This window comes from Variovorax sp. GW460-12-1-14-LB1, from assembly GCF_059423605.1.
The window spans coordinates 73,132-93,633 of the sequence record NZ_JBWKYF010000021.1 but is presented as its reverse complement, the minus strand read 5'-3'; the positions used below and the strand labels follow the sequence as shown (position 1 = coordinate 93,633).

Here is a 20,502-nt window from a genome sequence, read left to right as displayed (position 1 = left end):
GGCCACCGGGTACTTCCCTCCGCGAATGTCCCCCGGGGCTTCGCCCCTCCTCCTTGATTTCGCTGCGGGAAGCACCCGGTGTCCTGCGCACGGGAAGGGCGGTGGGTCATTTCAATGCGAATGGCCGTGGGAATGGTCGTGACCGTGGCCGTGATCGTCGTCGAGCAGCTCGGGGGCGAGCACGAGGGGCTTCGGGCCGCTGCTGTGCGAGTGCCCGTGGTCGTGACTGTGGTCATGGTCATGGCTGTGGCCGCCATGCGAATGCCCCTGCGCCCCATACGCGCCGCCTTCGGGCTCGAAGGCTTCCTCGACGGCGACGACGATCAGGTGCATCGAACGCAGCATGTCGGCCAGCACGTGGTCGGGTTCGATCTTCAGGTGGTCGGGCTTGAGCTCGATCGGCACATGCCGGTTGCCCAGGTGGTAGGCCGCGCGCGTCAGGTCGAAGGGCGTGCCGTGGGCGGTGCAGTGCGTGATGCGCAGCACGGGCTGCGGCGCCGCGATCACGCGCACCAGCGAGCCGTCTTCCGCGACCAGCACGTCGCCGCCGCGCACCGCGGTGCCGCGCGGCAGGAAGATGCCGATCTGCCGGCCCTGCGAGTCGGTGGCGTCGAAACGGCTTTTCTGGCGCACGTCCCAGTCGAGTTCGATGGTGGCGGCACGCTTGAGCAGCACGGGCGCGAGACCGCGGCCCTGGGGCATGAGTTTGTTGGCGGTGAGCATGGCGGGTTGCGACTCCAGATGAGGCGGAATAATATAACGCTTGTTATAACTTTTGCTCGTGGGAGTCCGCCATGTCCGCACTCAAACTGACCCAGATCGGCAACTCGGTCGGTGTCATCCTGCCCAAGGAGGTGCTGGCCAGCATGAAGGTCGGCAAGGGCGACACGGTCTACCTCACGCAGGCCGCGGGTGGCGGCTTCACGCTCACGCCGTACGACGACGCCTTCGAACGCCAGATGGAGGCGGCGCGGCGCGTCATGAAGAAGCGGCGCAACGTGCTGCGCGAGCTGGCGAAATGAGCGCGGCCAACCAGGCCTGGGTCTGGCTCAGCCTGCAGTTGATTCATGCGGTGCATGAAGAGCAGTTGGCCGAGCATGGCGGGCCGGCGGGCGTGCGCGACGAGGGCCTTCTGGCCTCGGCCATGGGCCGGCCGCAGAACCGCGCGCTGTACGAATCGCCCGATGCGGCCACGCTGGCCGCAGCCTATGCCTTCGGCATCGCGCGCAACCACCCCTTCACGGACGGCAACAAGCGAACCGCTTTCGTCGCGATGGAAGTGTTCCTCGACCTCAATGGCTTCGAGTTGGTGGCGTCCGACCACGACTGCGTGCTCATCACGCTGAAGCTCGCCGAAGGCGGGCTGGACGAAGACGCGCTCGCCCAGTGGATTCGCGAGCACCTGGGGCCACGCAACGACTGAAGTGGCGCGCGCGGCGCGGGTGAGTGAAAACGCAGGCATGGGCACGGTGTAACAAGGGTTCTTCCTCCCGTAGCAAGTACCGGGCCCCGCGCGGGGCTTGCTTGCGCGCGCCATCCGCCCCAGCATCCGCCTCATGAACAGCCTGGCCTACCTGACGACCGACGTCGCGACCCCGCTGCGTTTCGACTACTGGCACGACGTCGTGTGCCGCCACTGCATTCCCGCGGCCAGCCGTGCGATGACGGCCGAGCCGTTCGAAGGGCGGCTCGACGTGCGCGAGGTGGGCGCGGTCAGCGTCAACCGCATGTCGGCGCCGATGCATCACTGGTCGCGCGACGCGCCCCACCTGCGCCGGCACCCACTGGACGACCTGTGGCTGGCGTTCGTGCAGGAGGGCGAGGGCACCTTGGTGCAAGGCGGGCGGCAGGGGCGGCTGCGCAGTGGCGACATGGTGCTCTACGACGCGGGCCGGCCGTTCGAATGCACGATGGACGCGCGCTCGGTCTACCTGGCGCGCATGCCGCGCCGGCTGCTGCTGCGGCGCTTCGTGAAGGCCGAGGACTTCACCGCCCGCACCATCGCCGCGGACCGCCCCGGCGCGGCGCCGCTGCACGCGATGCTTCGGGAGACGGCGAACCCGGCCTTTGCGCAGCCGCATTCCGTCGCCGCCGAGCGCTTCGGCGGCGCGCTCATCGATCTGCTGGCCGTGACGCTCGAACTCCAGCAGGACGGGACTGGTGACGCCAGCGCCGAGCATGGCCTGCACGCACGCATGACGGCTTACATCGAGCGCCATCTGGACGACCCGGCGCTGTCGCTCGAGGCGCTGGCGCAGGCGCACCACGTCTCGGCGCGCACCGTGGCGCGGGCGTTCGCGCGCCAGGGCGCCACGGCGATGGGCGCGGTCTGGCAGGCGCGCCTGGCGGCCAGCCGCGAGGCGCTGGTGGGTGGGCGCGCGCACAGCGTGACCGACGTCGCGTTCCAGCACGGGTTTTCCGACCTGTCGCATTTCAGCCGGGTCTTCCGCAAGGCCTACGGCTGCGCGCCGCACACGCTGCTGAAGCCGCGCTGAGCGCCGCGCGCGGGGTGTCCGCCCCAGCACAAGTGCATGTCCGGAAGAGACCAGCGCGGGCCGCCGCGCGCCGATAAGGTTCGCCCGGGGTGGCAGGTTCTGCCACTTGGATTCGGACCTTCTTTCTCAACCCTACACACGCGGGAGTCAGTCATGGCGGACAAGGAATTGCATCATCTCGAACTGCTGGAAGTCGGCCGGCAGATCCAGTCGCGCGAGCGCTCGTCGGAAGAGGTCACGCGCGCCATGCTCGCGCGCATCGAGGCCGTCGACGGCCGGCTGCGCAGCTATGCGACGCGCATGGACGCGCAGGCGCTCGACGAGGCGCGCCGTGCCGACACCGAGATCGCCGCCGGCCGTGCGCGCGGTCCGCTGCACGGCGTGCCGCTGGCCGTGAAAGATCTGCTGTGGACCGAGGGCGTGCCGAGCGCGCACGGCATGACGATCCACAAGGCGTTCCGCCCGACGGAAGACGCGACCGTGGTGCACCGCCTGCGCGAGGCTGGCGCAGTGATCCTGGGCAAGCTGCAGCAGACCGAAGGCGCCTTTGCCGACCACCATCCGCAGATCGCGTCGCCGGTCAACCCGTGGGACGCCACGCTGTGGCCCGGCGTGTCGTCCAGCGGCTCGGGCGTGGCCACGGCGGCGGGGCTGTGCTTCGGCGCGCTGGGCACCGACACGGGCGGATCGATCCGCTTTCCGTCGGCGGCCAACGGCATCACCGGCCTGAAGCCGACGTGGGGGCGGGTGAGCCGCCACGGCGCCTTCGAACTCGCCGCCTCGCTCGACCACATCGGCCCGATGACGCGCAGCGCGGCCGACGCGGGCGCGATGCTGGCGGCCATCGCGGGCGCCGACCCGCGCGACCCGACGGCCAGCACGGTGCCGGTGCCCGACTACCTGGCAACGATGACGCGCGGCCTGGCCGGCCTGCGCGTGGGCATCGACCCTGCGTGGACGCTGGACCGCGTGGACGCACCCACGCGCGCCACGCTGGCGGCCGCGATCCGCACGGTGGAGTCGCTGGGCGCCTCGGTGCGCGAGGTGGTGTTTCCCGACACGACGCAGGCGGTGCTCGACTGGTCGCCGCTGTGCGCGGTCGAGACCGCCGTGGCGCACGAGGCCACGTACCCGTCGCGGCGTGACGAGTACGGCCCGGGCCTCTCGGGGCTGATCGACCTGGGCCTGTCGCAAAGCGCCACCGACTACCAGAAGCTGCTGCTGCGCCGCGCCGATTTCACCGGCCGCGTGCGCACGTTTTTCGAACAGGTCGACCTGCTGCTGATCCCGGCCATTCCTTTCGCGGCGCCGACGCTCGAGCGTGCCGGCCAGCTCGGCGTGGACCCGGAGCTGCTGGCGGGCATGCTGCGCTACACCTGCCCGTTCGACCTCACGGGCAGCCCCACGCTCACCTTGCCGGGCGGCGCCACCGAGGCGGGCGTGCCGGTGGCCTTCCAGTTCGTAGCGCCGCACTTCGGCGAAGACCTGCTGGTGCGCGCGGGCTGGGCGTTCCAGCGGGCGACCGACTGGCACCGCCGGCACCCGGACGTGTAAGTCGTCAGAACAGAAAGTAGCGCTGCGCCATCGGCAGCACCTTGGCCGGCTCGCAGGTCAGCAGCTGGCCGTCGGCGCGCACGGCGTAGGTCTGCGCGTCGATCTCCATCTTCGGCGTGTAGCCGTTGTGGATCAGGTCCTGCTTGCGCACGTTGCGGATGTTCTTCACGGCGCTCAGGTGCTTGCTCAGGCCGTAGCGCTCCTTGATGCCCGCGGCCAGCCCGGCCTGCGAGACGAAGGTCAGCGAGCTCTTCGCCAGCGAGCCGCCGTAGGCGCCGAACATCGGCCGGAAGTGCACCGGCTGCGGCGTGGGAATCGACGCGCTGGGATCGCCCATGGCGGCCATCGCGATGGTGCCGCCCTTGATGATGGTGAAGGGCTTCACGCCGAAGAAGGCCGGCTTCCAGACAACGAGGTCGGCCCACTTGCCGATTTCGATGGAGCCCACCTCGTGTGCGATGCCGTGCGCGAGGGCCGGGTTGATCGTGTACTTGGCCACGTAGCGCCGCGCGCGGAAGTTGTCGTTGCGCTCGCTGTCCTCGGGCAGCGTGCCGCGCTGCTGCTTCATCTTGTGCGCGGTCTGCCAGGTGCGGATCACCACCTCGCCGACACGGCCCATGGCCTGGCTGTCGGAGCTGAACATGCTGATCGCGCCCAGGTCGTGCAGCACGTCCTCGGCGGCGATGGTTTCCTTGCGGATGCGCGACTCGGCAAAGGCCAGGTCTTCGGCGATACCGGCGTCCAGGTGGTGGCAGACCATGAGCATGTCGACGTGCTCGTCGAGCGTGTTCACGGTGTAGGGCATCGTCGGGTTGGTCGACGAGGGCAGGAAGTTCGACTCGCCCACCACGCGCAGGATGTCGGGCGCATGGCCGCCGCCCGCGCCCTCGGTATGGAAGGCGCAGATGGCGCGCCCGCCCACGGCGGCGATGGTGTTCTCGACGAAGCCCGATTCGTTCAGCGTGTCGCTGTGGATCGCCACCTGCGTGTCGGTGGCGTCGGCCACGTCCAGGCAGTTGCTGATGGCCGACGGCGTGGTGCCCCAGTCTTCGTGCAGCTTCAGGCCCATGACGCCGGCCTCGATCTGCTCGTGCAGCGCATCGGGCAGGCTGGCGTTGCCCTTGCCGAGAAAGCCCAGGTTCATCGGGAACGCGTCGGCCGCCTGCAGCATGCGCTCGATGTGCCAGGGGCCGGGCGTCGCGGTGGTCGCGAAGGTGCCGGTGGCCGGGCCGGTGCCGCCGCCGAGCATGGTCGTCACGCCCGAGGCCAGCGCCTCCTCGATCTGCTGCGGGCAGATGAAGTGGATGTGGCTGTCGATGCCGCCCGCGGTGACGATGGTGCCTTCGCAGCTGATGATCTCGGTGCCCGGGCCGATGACGATGTCCACGCCCGGTTGCACGTCGGGGTTGCCGGCCTTGCCGATGGCGGCGATGCGGCCGTCCTTCAGGCCGATGTCGGCCTTCACGATGCCCCAGTGGTCGAGGATCAACGCGTTGGTCATCACCGTGTCGACGGCGCCCTGCGCGCGCGTGCGCTGCGACTGCGCCATGCCGTCGCGGATCGTCTTGCCGCCGCCGAACTTCACCTCTTCGCCGTAGCCGCCGGCGCGCAGCGTGTAGTCGGCTTCGACTTCGATCAGCAGGTCGGTGTCCGCAAGGCGGACCCGGTCGCCCACGGTGGGGCCGAAGATTTCTGCGTAGGCGCGCCTGCCTATGGTTGCCATGTCGTTCCTTGTTTTGCAGGAGAGGTCGCAGGCCGTGGTTCAGCAGGGCCGGTGAAGTTCAAGAGATCGCGCATCGATGCAAGGGCCAATGCGACGAATGCGATGGCGCACATGCGGTGCGTGATGTGCGTCCAGCGCTGGCCGGCCCGGCCGAAAAGCTTGGCGACGACGCCCGCGCACACGAAACACCAGAACACCGATGCCGTCATGAAGCCTGCGAAGAAAACCGTGTATTGAGATGCAGTCGGCTCGTTCATGCCGAGGCCGGCCATCGCACTCCCGAGCGCGGCCCAATACGCAAGGTTCTGGGGATTGGTGACGGAAAGGACCACGCCCGAGCGCAGTGCTCGCCCAGCGGGCGCTGGTTGCGAACCGTCAATGGTGGTATCGCGCTTCGCCGCACGCCAACTATCCGTTGCGAGCCACAGGAGATAGAGCACGCCGGCAATACCCAACGGCCAACGCAAAGCATCGATTTGCATCAGCATGCCTGCGCCGGCCAAGCCGAGAACAGCCCACAGCGCGTCGCCAACGAGCGAGCCGATCTGGACAGCGAATGCAGGGCGGAAGCCGCCCTGCATTCCCTGACGGACCGTTTCCGCGAAAACGGCGCCCGGCGCGGCATTGAAAACCAGGCCCAGAAAAAATGCGGAGATCGCGAGCGACAGCATGCCGATGTCAGCTCAGAGCTTGCCTTGAACCAGGCCGCGAAAGCCGTAGACGATGCGATCGCCCGAGAAGTCGACCAGCTCGACCGTGCGTTGCTGCCCCGGCTCGAAGCGCACCGCGGCGCCCGAGGCGATGTTCAGCCGCATGCCGCGCGCGGCGGCGCGGTCGAAGTCGAGCGCGCCGTTGGTTTCGGCGAAGTGGTAGTGCGAGCCGACCTGGATCGGCCGGTCGGCTGTGTTGCGCACCACCAGCGTGAGGGCGCGGCGGCCGGGGTTGAGCGTGTGCTCGCCGTCGTCGGTGAAAAGTTCGCCGGGCGTCATGGCCGCCTCAGATTGCCTGGGCCAGCAGAGTGGCGCCGAGGCCGACAACGGCAGCGCCGGCCACGCGGGGCAGCCACGCGTTGGCGTGGCGCAGTGCCCAGCCCAGCGCGATGCCGGCCGCGTGCAGCAGCAGCGTGGCGCTGACCATGCCGGCCAGCGTGAGGGCCGCGCCGTGCTCGCCCGCCAGCTCGTGGCCGTGCGCCACGCCGTGGAAGACGGCAAACAGGCCCACCACGGCCATGGCGACGCCGGCCGGCAGGTGCACGCGCGTGGCGACCAGCAGGCCCAGCACCAGCAGCGAGGCGGCGATCATCGGTTCCACCGCCGGCAGCTGCACGCCGGCCAGCCCGGCCAGCGCGCCCGCGAGCAGCATGCCCGCGAAGGCCAGCGGCGCCCACAGCAGGTCGGGCCAGGCGCGGCGCGCGACCAGCGCGCTCCACAGGCCCACCGCGACCATCGCCGCGAGGTGATCGGCGCCGGTGAGCGGGTGCATGAAGCCAGTGACGAAACCGTGGTGCACGCCGCCGTCGACGCCGGTGTGGGCGCTGGCGGCCAGCGGCAGGAGGAGGGCGGAGAGCAGGGCGGAAGTCTTTGCGAAGCGCATGGAGGGATCTTTCTTTCTTCTTGTGGCGGAGGTTCAGACGATCGGCTGGTGGACGGTCACGAGCTTGGTGCCGTCGGGAAAGCTGGCTTCGACCTGGATGTCCGGGATCATGTCGGCGATGCCGTCCATCACGTCGGCGCGGGTGAGCACGCTGCGGCCCTCGCTCATCAGCTCGGCGACGCTCTTGCCGTCGCGGGCACCTTCCATCACGGCGGCGGTGATCAGCGCGACGGCTTCGGGGTAGTTGAGCTTGAGCCCGCGCGCCTTGCGGCGTTCGGCCAGCAGCGCGGCCGTGAAGATCAGCAGCTTGTCTTTTTCGCGCGGGGTCAGTTCCATGGCGGGGGTGGGGTCGGGTGGCGGTCGGTGATTATGGGCAAGGCTGTGGCTTTGCAACAGTCGTGCCCTGTTCGCCAAATGCCGTACCCGGTGGCACGGAAGCTGCACCGAAACGGTGTGAATTCCGCCGACCCACCTCTCCTGACCGACGACGCTCCCCAGCGCATCGTCAAGGTGCGGCGCGACTACAACAGCTGGGTCGCGAGCGAAACACTGGAGGACTACGCGCTGCGCTACACGCCGCAGCGCTTTCGCAAATGGTCCGAATGGCGGGTGGCCAACACGGCCTTCGGGGCGGCCTCGTTCCTGGTGCTGGAGGCGGTCGGCGCCACGCTGCTGGTGCAGTACGGCTTCGCCAACGCCTTCTGGGCGATCCTGGTCACGGGGCTCATCATCTTCCTGGCGGGGCTGCCGATCAGCGTGTACGCGGCGCGCTACGGCCTGGACATGGACCTGCTCACGCGCGGCGCCGGCTTTGGCTACATCGGCTCCACGCTCACCTCGCTGATCTACGCGAGCTTCACCTTCATCTTCTTCGCGCTCGAGGCGGCCGTGATGGCCTACGCGCTCGAGCTGGCGCTGGGCATTCCGCCGGTGTGGGGCTACCTGGTGTGCGCGCTGGTGGTGATTCCGCTGGTCACGCACGGGGTGTCGGTGATCAGCCGGCTGCAGCTGTGGACGCAGCCGCTGTGGCTGCTGATGCTGGTGGTGCCCTTCGTCTTCGTGCTCGTGCGCGATCCTGGTGCGTTCGCGGGCATCACGCACTACAGCGGGGCGAAGTCGGGCGCACAAGGATTCAACTTGCACCTGTTCGGTGCCGCACTGACGGTCGGCATCGCGCTCATCACGCAGATGGGCGAGCAGGCCGACTACCTGCGCTTCATGCCCGCGCGCACCGCGGGCACGGCACGCCGCTGGTGGGCCGGCGTGCTGGCGGGCGGGCCGGGCTGGGTGGTGCTGGGCGTGGTCAAGATGCTGGGCGGGGCGGCGCTGGCCTACCTGGCGATCACGCACATGGTGCCGGTGGAGCGCGCGGTCGACCCGAACCAGATGTACCTGGCGGCCTACGAGTACGTGTTCCCGAGCTACGGCTGGGCGGTGGCGGCGACGGCGCTGTTCGTGGTGGTCTCGCAGCTGAAGATCAACGTGACGAACGCCTACGCGGGCTCGCTGGCCTGGAGCAACTTCTTCTCGCGCGTGGCGCACAGCCACCCGGGGCGCGTGGTGTGGGTGGTGTTCAACGCGCTCATCGCCTTCATGCTGATGGAGATGAACGTGTTCGAGGCGCTGGGCGACGTGCTCGGGCTCTTCGCCAACATCGCCATCGCCTGGATGATGGCCGTGGTGGCCGACCTGGTCGTCAACAAGCCGCTGGGGCTGTCGCCGCCGGGCATCGAGTTCAAGCGCGCGCACCTGTGGGACATCAACCCGGTGGGCGTGGGCGCGATGGCGCTGGCGTCGGTGCTGTCGATCACGGCGCACCTGGGCGTGTTCGGGCCACTGGCGCAGGCCTTCTCGGCGCTGATCGCGCTGGGCACGGCGTTGGTGGCGTCGCCGCTGCTGGCGTGGGCCACGGGCGGCAGGTACTACCTGGCGCGCACCTCTGATGCCGGCGGCTCCGTGCTGTTCGCGCCGGCCGCGGGCGGGCGCAAGGTGCGCTGGGCGCGGGTCGAGCCATCGCCGGACGAGGGCGGCAGCTACCAGCGCCTGAAGGTGCAGCACTGCGTGATCTGCGAGCGCGAGTACGAAGGCCCCGACATGGCGCACTGCCCGGCCTACCAGGGCGCGATCTGTTCGCTGTGCTGCACGCTCGACGCGCGCTGCGGCGACCTGTGCAAGCCGCACGCGAGCCTGTCGGCGCAGTGGTCCGCGGTGCTGCGCTGGCTGCTGCCGCGCCGCAGCTGGCGCTACCTCGACACGGGGCTCGGGCACTTCCTGCTGCTGATGCTGGTCATCGTGCCGCTGCTGGCCGTGGTGTTCGGCGTGCTCTACCAGCAGGAGCTGCGGGCCTTGAGCGAAGGCGCACTCGCGCTGGCGGCGCAGGCCGACGTGGGCGGGGCGCTGGTCGCGGTGCAGCAGGCGTCGTTGCGTTCGGGCTTTCTCAAGGCCTACATGGCGCTGCTGGTCATCGCGGGCATCGTCGCGTGGTGGCTGGTGCTGGCGCACCAGAGCCGCAAGGTGGCGCAGGAAGAATCGAACCGCCAGACCCACCTGCTGGTGCGTGAGATTGCGCTGCACCGCGAGACCGACCGCGCACTGCAGGACGCCAAGCAGAGCGCCGAAGAGGCCCGCGAGATCGCCGAGCACGCCAAGCTCGCGGCCGACCAGGCGCGGCGCGCGGCGGACCTCGCGAACCAGGCCAAGAGCCGCTACATCAGCGCCATCAGCCACGAGCTGCGCACGCCGCTCAACAGCATCCTGGGCTACGCGCAGCTCATGGGCGAAGACCACTCGGTGCCGCCGCACCGCCAGCAGGCGGTGGCCGTGATCAAGCGCGGCGGCGAGCACCTGCTGTCGCTCATCGAGGGCACGCTGGCCATCGCCCACATCGAGGCCGGCAAGCTCACGCTGGACGCGCGGCCGATGCGCTTTGCCGATGCGATGCGCGAGCTGGCCGACATGTTCGAGCTGCAGGCGGCCGAGAAGGGCCTGCGCTTTCGCTTCGAGGCGGCCGGTGCGCTGCCCGACGTGGTGCGCGCCGACGAAAAACGCGTGAGCCAGATCCTCATCAACCTGCTGGGCAACGCGATCAAGTTCACGGCGGCGGGGCAGGTGACCTTGCGCATTTCGTACGCGCGCGAGTTCGCCGCCATCGAGATCGAGGACACCGGGCCGGGCATGACGGCGGCCGACATCGAGCGCATCTTCGAGCCCTTTGCGCGTGGCCACGCGGCGGTGTCGTCGGCGCCGGGCGCGGGCCTGGGCCTGACCATCGCGAAGATGCTGACCGACCTGATGGGCGGCGAGATGAAGGTGCGCAGCACGCCGGGCGAGGGCTCGCTGTTCTGCGTGCGGCTGTTCCTGCCGCGCGTGCACGAGGCGGTGGCGGGCAGTGCGCGCATTGCACCGGCACCGCGCGCGCGGCGCGGCTACGAGGGCGCGCGCCGGCGCTTGCTGGTGGTCGACAACGAGGAGGCCGACCGCGAGCTGCTGGGCCATGTGCTCGCGCCGCTGGGCTTCGAGCTGCGCAGCGCGGCCAGCGGGCACGATGCGCTGGACCTCATCGCCGCCGGCTACCGGCCCGACGCCATGTTCGTCGACCTCGCGATGCCCGGCATCGACGGCTGGGAGACCATCCGCCGCGCGCGCAAGCTGGGGCTGGTCGAGGCGTCGGTGGCCATCGTCTCGGCCAACGCTTTCGACAAGGGCCTGGACAACGACGTGGGCATTGCGCCCGAAGATTTCTTCGTCAAGCCTGTGCGCCACACCGAACTGCTCGACTGGCTGGAGCGTCGGCTGGCCCTGCAGTGGACCGACACCGCTGACCGGCCCGCGCCCGCCGTGGCCGCGCCGCGCGCGATGCAGCCGCCGTCGCTCGCGCGCCTGCGCGCGCTCGACGAGGCCGTGGGCCTGGGTTACTTCCGGGGCATCATGAACCAGCTCGACGACATCGACGCCGCGCAGCCCGAGTGCGCCGCGTGGACCGAGGCCCAGCGCGCGCTGGCCCGCCAGTTCCAGTTCGAAGCCATGGGCCGCGCGCTGGCCGAAGCCGCCGAGGGCGCCGCATGACCCTGTTGTCTCCACCGACCATGCCCGCTTCGCCGCTCGCCCGCACGCTGCGCGAGCAGCAGGGCGCCCACGGCGACCTGGTGCTGATCGTCGACGACGTGCCCGACAACCTCGCCGTGCTGCACGACGCGCTCGACGAATCGGGCTACACCGTGCTCATCGCCACGAACGGCGAGCAGGCGCTGCAGCGCGCCGCGCAGGCGCGCCCCGACATCGTGCTGCTCGACGCGATGATGCCGGGCATCGACGGCTTCGAAGTGGCGCGCCGGCTCAAGGCCGATGTGGCCACCGCGCACATCCCCATCGTGTTCATGACCGGCCTGACCGAAACCGAGCACCTCGTGGCCGCGCTCGAGGCGGGCGGGGTCGACTACGTCACCAAGCCGATCAAGCCGAAGGAGGTGCTGGCGCGCATGAACGTGCACCTGCAGGGCGCGCGCCGCGCGCGGCAGGAGGCGCACCAGGCGGGGCAGGCACGCAATGCGCTCGACGCCTTCGGCTACGCGAGCATCACGGTGCGGCTGCCCGAGGGGCGGCTGATCTGGCAGACGGCGCTGGCGCGCGACCTGCTGGCGCGCTACTGCGAGACGCAGGCGCCCGAGACGCCGCCGGCGGTGCTCGGCTGGCTGCGCCAGCACGCGCCCGACGCCCGCGCGCGCGGCATCGAGCCGCCCGCGCTGGTCATCGCGCAGGGCGCGCGCAGCCTGAGCCTGCGGCTGCACCGCCAGACCGGCGAGGACGACACCGGCGACGAATGGATGATCGTCATGCGCGAGGTCTCCGACACCGCCGTGATCGAGGCCATGAGCCTGAGCCTGAAGCTCACGGCGCGCGAGGCCGAGGTGCTGTACTGGGTGGTCAAGGGCAAGACCAACAAGGACATCGGCGAGATCCTCGGCAGCAGCCCGGCCACCGCCAAGAAGCACCTGGAGCGCGTGTACGTGAAGCTGGGCGTGGAGACGCGCACGGCAGCAGCCGGCGTGGCGATCAAGCGCATCCGCGAGCTGCAGCCGCAGTTCGAACTCTGAAGGGTGGGGGATGGCGTTGCCGCGTCATAGCGCGGACTTTCCGGCTTCCTAGAATGAGGCAGGGCTCTCCGAGGGAAGCACGAAATGAAGAACAACAACACGCGCACCGCACGCCTGCTCCTGGCCGCCTTCGCGGCGCTGCCGGGCCTGGGTGCACAAGCCGCCGGCCACTTCGATGTCGACGACGCCGGCACGCTCGACCCGGCCAGTGCCAGTACGAGACCTGGTGGGGCCGCAGCGGCGCCGGGCCGGTCACGACGGGTTTCCATGTCGGGCCGGCCTGCCGGGTCGGGCCGGTCGAGCTGGGGCTGAATTTCGACCGGCTGTCGGCGCAGGGCGTCCATTCGGTCACGGGCGGCCCGCAGCTCAAGTGGACCTTTGCCGGCGCGGCCGCCGACGCGCCTTTCAGCGCCGCCGTGTCGATGGGCGCGGTGGCCGACCTGCGGCGCGGCGGTCGCTGGGGCGGCCAGTTGGTGGTGCCGCTGACCTGGCGGCCCACGGCCAGCCTGCAGATTCATGCCAACTTGGGCGCCGATTGGGCGCTGGGCACCGGCGCGCGCACGCCGCGCGGCGGCCTGGCCGTGGAGTGGGCGCTGAACGACGCCGTGTCGCTGATCGCCGAGCGCCACCGGGCCGGGGGCCTGTGGACCTCGCGCGTGGGCGGCCGTTTCAGCCTGACGCCGCTGATCAGTGTCGACATCAGCACCTCGCGCACCGGGCCGCAGGGCGTGCGCGGCGTGGTGATCGGGCTGAACCACGAATTCACCTGGAAATGAAATAAGTGAAGGAAAACTGAAATCCGCTGCAATGGGATGAACTCCCGTATCGTGGATTTCGTTGATTTTGAATAAGATTCCGTCACATTTATTAACGAGTCAACGATCCGTGACCCCATCGCCCGTCCTGGACTTCAAGTTCACCGCGCCGCCGGAGAGCCCCGCGCAGACCTTCCTGCCGGGGCGGCCGGCCGGGGTGCTCGGCCGCTCGTTCACGCCGCAGCGCAATCCGCGCCTGCAGGGGCTGCAGTGCCTGCGCTGCGACGCGCTGTACCCGGTCACGCTCGCCAACGACGGCTGCCCGGCCTGCCGGCAGGCCGGCTTTCACGTCGGGCTGCGCGCCAGCTACCGGCCCGGCGGCCCGGACGTGGTGCCGATGCCGTACGTGCAGGGCTTTTCGCTCGGCGAGGGCAACACGCCGCTGCACGACATGCCCGAGCTCGCGCGGCAGTTCGACATCGCGCGCCTGAGCATCAAGGACGAATCGCGCAACCCGACCGGCTCACCCAAGGACCGGCTGACCGCGATGGGCGTGGCGCAGGCGCTGGACGCCGGCGCCCACACGCTGGTGCTCGCCTCGTCGGGCAACACGGCGGTATCGGCGGCGCACTACGCCTGGGCCGCGGGGCTCGGTTGCGAGGTGGCCTCCTACGAGGCGATGCCCGCCACCTATGCCCGCCAGCTCGACGCGCTGGGCGCGCGGCGCTATGTGTTCGCCGACAACACCGGCCGCTGGGGCTTCGTGCGCGAGCGCTCGCAGTACCCGGGGTATTTCGCGCTCTCCAACTACCGCCTGCCGGCGCTGGGCAGCGCGCCCTTGGGCGTGGAGGGCTACAAGGCCATCGCCGAAGAGTGCCTGAAGGACGGCGGCCTGCCTGATCACGTCGTGGTGCCGACCGGCCGCGGCGACATGGCGTGGGGCATCTACGCCGGTTTTCGCGAGCTGCTGGCGGCGGGGCGCATCGCGCGCCTGCCGCGGATGTGGCTGGTCGAGCCCTTTCCGCGGCTGTCGCGCGTGCTCGGCGGCGGGGCGCTCAACGGCAGCTACCCCGGTCGCACGGCGCAGCTGTCGAGCGCGGGCGCGACGGTCACTTATCTGCAATGGCAGGCCGCCACGGCCAGCGGCGGCGGTGCCGTGGTGGTGGGCGACGACGAAGCCCGCGCGGCGCGGCGGCTGCTCACTGCGGCCGGCGTGAGCGCCGAACTCGCGGCGGCGGCGGGCCTGGGGGCCGTGCGGCAGCTGCGCGAGGCCGAGACCATCGCGGCCGATGCGCATGTCGTGATGGTGCTGACCTCCGACGCATCGAGCGACCCGAGCTGGCCCGATCGCGCCGTGGCCGCCTGAGGCGGTGCGCGACCCCGGGGCTCAGCGCCCCGTGTGCACCTTGATGCGGATCGTCGCGACGTCCCAGCCCCGGTTCTTCAGCCGCGTGACCAGCATCGGCGACAGCTGCCGCAGCTTGGCGGCCGCGGCGCTGCCCTTGACCAGCAGGCACCACACGTCGCCCTCGGCCGGCCCGGGCTGGATGGCCGCGCGCATGGCCGGCGGAATCAACCCTTCGATCGCCTTCAGCCGCTCGGCCGTGTCCCGCGCGCGCGCCATCAGGCTCCCCAGGGTGGGGGCGCCTGCCGCAGCATCGTGCAGTGAAATGGCGGGGGGCAGTCGGCGATACATGGGTAATCCAGGGGTTAGAAACAAGACAGCTAAAATGCCCGGTTTGCCGACGCGTGCGTCGGCGTTTGTTCCGGAACGGGGCCATCCGACTTCGAGACTTGCGAAGCTTGCATTCGAAGAAGGTGCGCCCAACTGCTTTCACCATATCTTAGGGAATCCGGTCGCAGTGCCTGTCGTGTCAGGTGCCCGCCCCTCTCCACGCCCATGGCAACCAACTTCCTGACCCAGATCTTCGGCAGTCGCAACGACCGGCTCCTCAAGCAGTATCGCAAGACGGTGACGCGCATCAATGCGCTCGAACCCGAATTCGAAAAGCTCAGCGACGACGCGCTGCGCGCCAAGACGCAGGAATTCAAGGACCGCATCGCCAAGGGCGAGTCGCTCGACGACCTGCTGCCCGAAGCCTTCGCCACCGTGCGCGAAGGCTCCAAGCGCGTCATGAAGATGCGCCACTTCGACGTCCAGCTGCTCGGCGGCATGGCGCTGCACAACGGCAAGATCTCCGAAATGCGCACCGGCGAAGGCAAGACGCTGACCGCCACGCTGCCCGTGTACCTGAACGCGCTGTCCGGCAAGGGCGTGCACGTGGTCACGGTGAACGACTACCTGGCCAACCGCGACGCGACCTGGATGGGCCGCCTGTACAACTTCCTGGGCCTGTCGGTCGGCATCAACCTGCCGCAGATGCCGCGCGAGGAAAAGCAGGCCGCCTACGGCAGCGACATCACGTACGGCACGAACAACGAGTACGGCTTCGACTACCTGCGCGACAACATGGTCTACGAGCCCGGCGACCGGGTGCAGCGCGGCCTGAACTTCGCGATCGTCGACGAGGTGGACTCCATCCTGATCGACGAGGCCCGCACGCCGCTGATCATCAGCGGCCAGGCCGAAGACCACACCGACCTGTACCTGGCGATCAACAAGGTGGTGCCGCTGCTCAAGAAGCAGGAAGGCGAAGCCGATCCGCGCACGGGCGAGGGCGTCACGGTGCCCGGCGACTTCACGGTCGACGAGAAGACCCACCAGGTGTTCCTGACCGAAGACGGCCACGAGAACGCCGAGCGCATCCTGGGCGAGCTCAAGCTGATTCCCGAAGGCGCGTCGCTGTACGACCCGGCCAACATCACGCTGATGCATCACCTGAATGCCGCGCTGCGTGCCCGCCACCTGTACCACCGCGACCAGCACTATGTGGTGCAGCAGGGCGAAGTGGTCATCGTCGACGAATTCACCGGCCGCCTCATGAGCGGTCGCCGCTGGAGCGACGGCCTGCACCAGGCCGTCGAAGCCAAGGAAGGCGTCGAGATCCAGGCCGAGAACCAGACCCTGGCCTCGATCACCTTCCAGAACTACTTCCGCCTGTACGGCAAGCTGGCCGGCATGACCGGCACGGCCGACACCGAAGCCTACGAGTTCCAGGAAATCTACGGTCTCGAGACCACGATCATTCCGCCGAACCGCATCAGCAAGCGCGACGACCAGCTCGACCGCGTCTACAAGACGACGCGCGAGAAGTACGAAGCAGCCATCCAGGACATCCGCGAGTGCTACGAGCGCGGCCAGCCGGTGCTGGTGGGCACCTCGTCGATCGAGAACTCGGAAATCATCGACGCCCTGCTCGAGAAGGCAGGCCTGCCGCACCAGGTGCTCAACGCCAAGCAGCACGCCCGCGAAGCCGACATCGTCGCGCAGGCCGGCCGCACGAAGATGATCACCATCGCGACCAACATGGCCGGCCGCGGTACCGACATCGTGCTGGGCGGCAACATCGAGAAGATGATCGAGGCGATCGAGGCCGACGAAGGTCGCGACGAAGCCACCAAGCAGGCCGACATCGCCCATGTGCGCGCCGAGTGGACCAAGGACCACGAGTTCGTGAAGTCGCTGGGCGGCCTGCGCATCATCGCCACCGAACGCCATGAGTCGCGTCGCATCGACAACCAGCTGCGCGGCCGTTCGGGCCGCCAGGGCGACCCGGGTTCGTCGCGCTTCTACCTGAGCCTGGACGATCCGCTGATGCGCATCTTCGCGGGCGACCGCGTGAAGGCGATCATGGACCGCCTGAAGATGCCCGATGGCGAGGCCATCGAAGCCGGCATCGTCACGCGCAGCATCGAGAGCGCGCAGCGCAAGGTCGAGGCGCGCAACTTCGACATCCGCAAGCAGCTGCTCGAGTACGACGACGTGTCGAACGACCAGCGCAAGGTGATCTACCAGCAGCGCAACGACATCCTCGACGCGGCCGACCTCACGGCGCAGATCGCCGCGCTGCGCGAAGGCTGCTTCACCGACCTCGCGCGCCAGTACGTGCCGCGTGAATCGGTCGAGGAGCAGTGGGACCTCGACGCCCTCGAGAAGAGCCTGTTCAGCGAGTGGGGCATCGACATGCCGCTCAAGCAGCAGGTCGAGGCGTCCGAAGCCATCTCCGACGAGGAAGTGGTCGAGAAGATCGTGGCCTACGCCAACGAGAGCTTCGACGCCAAGGTCACGCTGATCGGCCAGGAGAACTTCACCCAGTTCGAACGCATGGTGCTGCTGCAGAGCATCGACACCCACTGGCGCGAACACCTGGCCTCGCTCGACTACCTGCGCCAGGGCATCCACCTGCGCGGCTATGCGCAGAAGCAGCCCAAGCAGGAATACAAGCGCGAGGCCTTCGAGCTCTTCGGCCAGCTGCTCGATTCGGTCAAGAACGAAGTCACGCGCCAGCTCATGACGGTGCGCGTGCAGTCGGGCGAACAGCTCGAGCAGGCGGCCGAGGAAATGGAAAGCCGCGGCGAGAACGTCTCGAACATCACTTACACCGCGCCCACCGAGACCGGCGAGGTCGAGGTGCGCGTCGACGAAGAGAACCAGCGCCGCCTGGCGGCTGTCGGCACCGGAGCGCTGAGCGCCGAAGCCGCGGCGTTTGCGCGCGTCGGCCGCAACGACCCCTGTCCCTGCGGCAGCGGCAAGAAGTACAAGGCGTGCCACGGCAAGCTGAACTGAGCTGAAGTCCCGCACCTTTCATTGAGAGAAATCCCATGCCCGTGAACCTGTCCGCTCCCGATCCCGCCGCCTTGTTCGCGGTGCCCGGCGTCCGCATCGGCGTGGCCGAAGCCGGCGTGCGCAAGGCCAACCGCAAGGACCTGACCGTCGTGCTGATCGACGAAGGCTCGGCGGTCGGCGGCGTGTTCACGCAGAACCGCTTCTGCGCCGCGCCGGTGCAGGTCTGCCGCGACCACCTGAAGGCCAACTACGGCATTCGCGCGATGGTGATCAACACCGGCAACGCCAACGCCGGTACCGGCGAAGACGGCCTGATGCGCACGCGCTCCACCTGCATCGCGCTGGCGCGTCACCTGGAGCTCGCACCTGAGCAGATCCTGCCGTTCTCGACCGGCGTGATCATGGAGCCGCTGCCCGTGGACCGCATCGAGGCCGGCCTGCCGGCCGCGCTGGCCGACGCGTCGGAAAACAACTGGGGCCGTGCCGCCGAAGGCATCATGACCACCGACACGATCCCCAAGGCGTTCAGCCGCCAGGTGCAGATCGGCGGTGCCACGGTCACCATCACCGGCATCAGCAAGGGCGCCGGCATGATTCGTCCGAACATGGCGACCATGCTCGGCTTCATGGCGACCGACGCGAAGATCGACCCGTCGCTGATCCAGCCGCTGGCCACGCAACTGGCCGAAGCCTCGTTCAACCGCGTGACCATCGATGGCGACACCTCGACCAACGACTCGTTCGTGGTCATCGCCACGCAGAAGGCCGCGCACGCGACCATCACCTCGCTCGACTCGGCCGACGGCCAGGCGCTCGTGGCCGCGATGCGCGACGTGGCCCGCCTGCTGGCGCAAGCCATCGTGCGCGACGGCGAAGGCGCGACCAAGTTCATCACCATCCAGGTCGACGGCGGCAAGGACGGGGCCGAGTGCCGCCAGGTGGCTTATGCCGTGGCGCATTCGCCGCTGGTCAAGACCGCCTTCTTCGCCGGCGACCCGAACCTGGGCCGCATCCTGGCGGCCGTCGGTTACGCCGGCATTGCCGACCTCGACCAGACCGGCATCGACCTGTTCCTGGACGACGTGCACGTGGCGGTGAAGGGCGGGCGCAACCCGTCGTACCGCGAGGAAGACGGCCAGCGCGTGATGAAGCAGAGCGAGATCACCGTGCGCATCGGCCTGGGCCGCGGCACCGCCAGCGACACCGTGTGGACCTGCGACTTCAGCCACGAATACGTGACCATCAACGCCGACTACCGGTCATGAACGAGCAGTTCCAGAAGCTCATCGAGCGCGCCGAACAGCTCATCGGCCGCATCGAATCGATCCTGCCGCAGCCGCTGGCCGCGCCCGCCGACTGGAGCGCCTCCATCGCGTGGCGCTACCGTCGCCGCAGCTCCGGCCATGGCGTGCTGGAGCCCGTGAAGCACGTGGCCACGATGGCGCTCGATTCGCTGAGGGAAATCGACGTCCAGAAGGAAAAGATCGAGCGCAACACGCGCCAGTTCGTCGAAGGCAAGCCGGCCAACAACGTGCTGCTGACCGGCGCGCGCGGCACGGGCAAGTCGTCGCTGATCCGCGCCTGCCTGCAGGCCTACGCGCCGCAGGGCCTGCGCCTGATCGAGGTCGACAAGGCCGAGCTCACCGACCTGCCCGACATCGTCGAGGTGGTGTCGCAGCGTCCCGAGAAGTTCATCGTCTTCAGCGACGACCTGAGCTTCGACGAGGGCGAGCCGGGCTACAAGGCGCTCAAGTCGATCCTCGACGGATCGATTGCCGCCTCGACGCCCAACGTGCTGATCTACGCGACCAGCAACCGGCGCCACCTCTTGCCCGAGTACATGAAGGAAAACCTCACGTACACCCACACCGACGATGGCGAAGTGCATCCGGGCGAGGTGATCGAAGAGAAGATCTCGCTGTCTGAGCGCTTCGGCCTCTGGGTGAGCTTCTACCCCTTCAGCCAGAACGAATACCTGACGATCGTGGGCCAGTGGCTCTCGTCGTTCGGCGTCGACGACGCGGCCATCGCCGCAGCGCGGCCCGAGGCGCTCGTGTGGGCGCTGGAGCGCGGCTCGCGCAGCGGCCGCGTGGCCTACCAGTTCGCGCGCGACTACGCAGGGCGGGCCGGCGCGTGAGCGAGGCTGTGACATCGGCGCGCAAGCACACCGAAGTGGCCGTCGGCGTGCTGATCCGCCTGGCCGACGAGGCGCTGCTGCTCACCACGCGCCCCGAAGGCAAGGCCTATGCGGGCTACTGGGAGTTCCCGGGCGGCAAGATCGAAGCCGGCGAGACGGTCGAGGAAGCCTTGCGCCGCGAGCTGCAGGAAGAACTGGGCATCACCATCGGCGGCGCCGAGGTCTGGAAGGTCACGGAGCACGACTACCCGCACGCGCTGGTGCGCCTGCACTGGTGCAAGGTGACGGACTGGACCGGCGAGTTCGAAATGCGCGAAAGCCAGGCCATGGCCTGGCAGCAATTGCCGCTCGACGTGGCGCCGGTGCTGCCGGGCGCGCTGCCGGTGCTGGCGTGGCTGGTCGAGGAACGCGGCCTGCCCGCGTCGGCCGCCGAGGCGGTGTCGACCGTCGCCTGACGACGCACGG

19 protein-coding genes are annotated in these 20,502 nt (G+C 69.2%); 12 read left to right on the top strand and 7 right to left on the bottom strand.

From position 1 onward, the window contains the following. Positions 1-111 precede the first annotated feature (111 nt). Positions 112-723: an urease accessory protein UreE gene (ureE, locus tag AC07Y4_RS13625; RefSeq protein WP_307584141.1), complete on the bottom strand. Its 612-nt coding sequence runs from the start codon at positions 721-723 to the stop codon at positions 112-114. 71 nt (positions 724-794) lie between these two features. Here ureE and AC07Y4_RS13620 point away from each other — a divergent pair, with 71 nt between their 5' ends. The 4 genes from AC07Y4_RS13620 (at position 795) to AC07Y4_RS13605 (ending at position 4,049) form a co-directional block, all read left to right on the top strand. Continuing rightward, complete coding sequence (locus AC07Y4_RS13620) at positions 795-1,022, top strand: AbrB/MazE/SpoVT family DNA-binding domain-containing protein (RefSeq protein WP_095743901.1); 228 nt, start codon at positions 795-797, stop codon at positions 1,020-1,022. Beyond that, a complete protein-coding gene (locus tag AC07Y4_RS13615; RefSeq protein WP_487847851.1) occupies positions 1,019-1,423 on the top strand; it encodes a type II toxin-antitoxin system death-on-curing family toxin in 405 nt (134 codons plus the stop codon). The genes AC07Y4_RS13620 and AC07Y4_RS13615 overlap by 4 nt, the downstream gene beginning before the upstream one ends. 133 nt (positions 1,424-1,556) lie before the next feature. Further along, positions 1,557-2,495, top strand: a complete 939-nt coding sequence (locus AC07Y4_RS13610) for an AraC-like ligand-binding domain-containing protein (RefSeq protein ID WP_495274677.1) — start codon at positions 1,557-1,559, stop codon at positions 2,493-2,495. 153 nt (positions 2,496-2,648) lie between these two features. Further along, the gene (locus AC07Y4_RS13605; protein WP_495274676.1) at positions 2,649-4,049 is read left to right on the top strand and encodes an amidase; all 1,401 of its coding nucleotides are present in this window, start codon (positions 2,649-2,651) and stop codon (positions 4,047-4,049) included. A 4-nt stretch (positions 4,050-4,053) separates the two neighbouring features. Here the strand turns inward: AC07Y4_RS13605 and ureC are convergent, their stop codons facing one another. The 5 genes from ureC to AC07Y4_RS13580 are packed head-to-tail and all read right to left on the bottom strand — an operon-like array spanning position 4,054 to position 7,701. Beyond that, positions 4,054-5,772, bottom strand: a complete 1,719-nt coding sequence (gene ureC / locus AC07Y4_RS13600) for an urease subunit alpha (RefSeq protein WP_495274675.1) — start codon at positions 5,770-5,772, stop codon at positions 4,054-4,056. Further along, positions 5,760-6,443 (bottom strand): LysE family translocator, encoded by a 684-nt coding sequence (locus tag AC07Y4_RS13595; RefSeq protein ID WP_495274674.1) that lies wholly within the window; start codon positions 6,441-6,443, stop codon positions 5,760-5,762. The genes ureC and AC07Y4_RS13595 overlap by 13 nt, the downstream gene beginning before the upstream one ends. A 12-nt stretch (positions 6,444-6,455) precedes the next feature. Further along, positions 6,456-6,761 carry an urease subunit beta gene (locus tag AC07Y4_RS13590; protein ID WP_099792392.1) on the bottom strand — a complete coding sequence of 102 codons (306 nt, stop codon included), beginning with the start codon at positions 6,759-6,761 and terminating at the stop codon, positions 6,456-6,458. A gap of 7 nt (positions 6,762-6,768) precedes the next feature. Next, the gene (locus tag AC07Y4_RS13585) at positions 6,769-7,365 is read right to left on the bottom strand and encodes a HupE/UreJ family protein (RefSeq protein ID WP_495274673.1); all 597 of its coding nucleotides are present in this window, start codon (positions 7,363-7,365) and stop codon (positions 6,769-6,771) included. Positions 7,366-7,398: 33 nt separating this feature from the next. Next, on the bottom strand, positions 7,399-7,701 hold the full coding sequence (locus tag AC07Y4_RS13580; RefSeq protein WP_099792388.1) for an urease subunit gamma: 303 nt from the start codon (positions 7,699-7,701) through the stop codon (positions 7,399-7,401). A 102-nt stretch (positions 7,702-7,803) separates the two neighbouring features. Between AC07Y4_RS13580 and AC07Y4_RS13575 the strand changes: the two genes are divergently transcribed. The 4 genes from AC07Y4_RS13575 (at position 7,804) to AC07Y4_RS13560 (ending at position 14,579) form a co-directional block, all read left to right on the top strand. Then, positions 7,804-11,430, top strand: a complete 3,627-nt coding sequence (locus tag AC07Y4_RS13575) for a hybrid sensor histidine kinase/response regulator (RefSeq protein ID WP_495274680.1) — start codon at positions 7,804-7,806, stop codon at positions 11,428-11,430. Between the two features lie 20 nt (positions 11,431-11,450). Beyond that, the gene (locus AC07Y4_RS13570; protein ID WP_495274679.1) at positions 11,451-12,458 is read left to right on the top strand and encodes a response regulator; all 1,008 of its coding nucleotides are present in this window, start codon (positions 11,451-11,453) and stop codon (positions 12,456-12,458) included. Positions 12,459-12,511: 53 nt separating this feature from the next. Next, positions 12,512-13,234, top strand: a complete 723-nt coding sequence (locus AC07Y4_RS13565; RefSeq protein WP_495274672.1) for a PA4824 family protein — start codon at positions 12,512-12,514, stop codon at positions 13,232-13,234. A 109-nt stretch (positions 13,235-13,343) separates the two neighbouring features. Then, the gene (locus tag AC07Y4_RS13560; protein ID WP_095949380.1) at positions 13,344-14,579 is read left to right on the top strand and encodes a pyridoxal-phosphate dependent enzyme; all 1,236 of its coding nucleotides are present in this window, start codon (positions 13,344-13,346) and stop codon (positions 14,577-14,579) included. Between the two features lie 21 nt (positions 14,580-14,600). On the opposite strand, the gene AC07Y4_RS13555 is transcribed toward AC07Y4_RS13560, so the two are convergent. After that, positions 14,601-14,909: a DciA family protein gene (locus AC07Y4_RS13555; RefSeq protein ID WP_062474543.1), complete on the bottom strand. Its 309-nt coding sequence runs from the start codon at positions 14,907-14,909 to the stop codon at positions 14,601-14,603. Between the two features lie 204 nt (positions 14,910-15,113). On the opposite strand from AC07Y4_RS13555, the gene secA reads away from it, so the two are divergent. The 4 genes from secA to AC07Y4_RS13535 are packed head-to-tail and all read left to right on the top strand — an operon-like array spanning position 15,114 to position 20,492. Further along, entirely contained in the window at positions 15,114-17,900 is a 2,787-nt protein-coding gene (gene secA / locus AC07Y4_RS13550) for a preprotein translocase subunit SecA (RefSeq protein ID WP_495274671.1), read from the top strand. Positions 17,901-17,935: 35 nt separating this feature from the next. Continuing rightward, the gene (gene argJ / locus AC07Y4_RS13545) at positions 17,936-19,165 is read left to right on the top strand and encodes a bifunctional glutamate N-acetyltransferase/amino-acid acetyltransferase ArgJ (RefSeq protein ID WP_495274670.1); all 1,230 of its coding nucleotides are present in this window, start codon (positions 17,936-17,938) and stop codon (positions 19,163-19,165) included. Continuing rightward, the gene (locus AC07Y4_RS13540) at positions 19,162-20,037 is read left to right on the top strand and encodes an ATP-binding protein (protein ID WP_495274669.1); all 876 of its coding nucleotides are present in this window, start codon (positions 19,162-19,164) and stop codon (positions 20,035-20,037) included. The genes argJ and AC07Y4_RS13540 overlap by 4 nt, the downstream gene beginning before the upstream one ends. Continuing rightward, positions 20,034-20,492: an NUDIX domain-containing protein gene (locus AC07Y4_RS13535; protein ID WP_070063620.1), complete on the top strand. Its 459-nt coding sequence runs from the start codon at positions 20,034-20,036 to the stop codon at positions 20,490-20,492. The genes AC07Y4_RS13540 and AC07Y4_RS13535 overlap by 4 nt, the downstream gene beginning before the upstream one ends. The last annotated feature ends 10 nt before the right edge of the window (positions 20,493-20,502 follow it).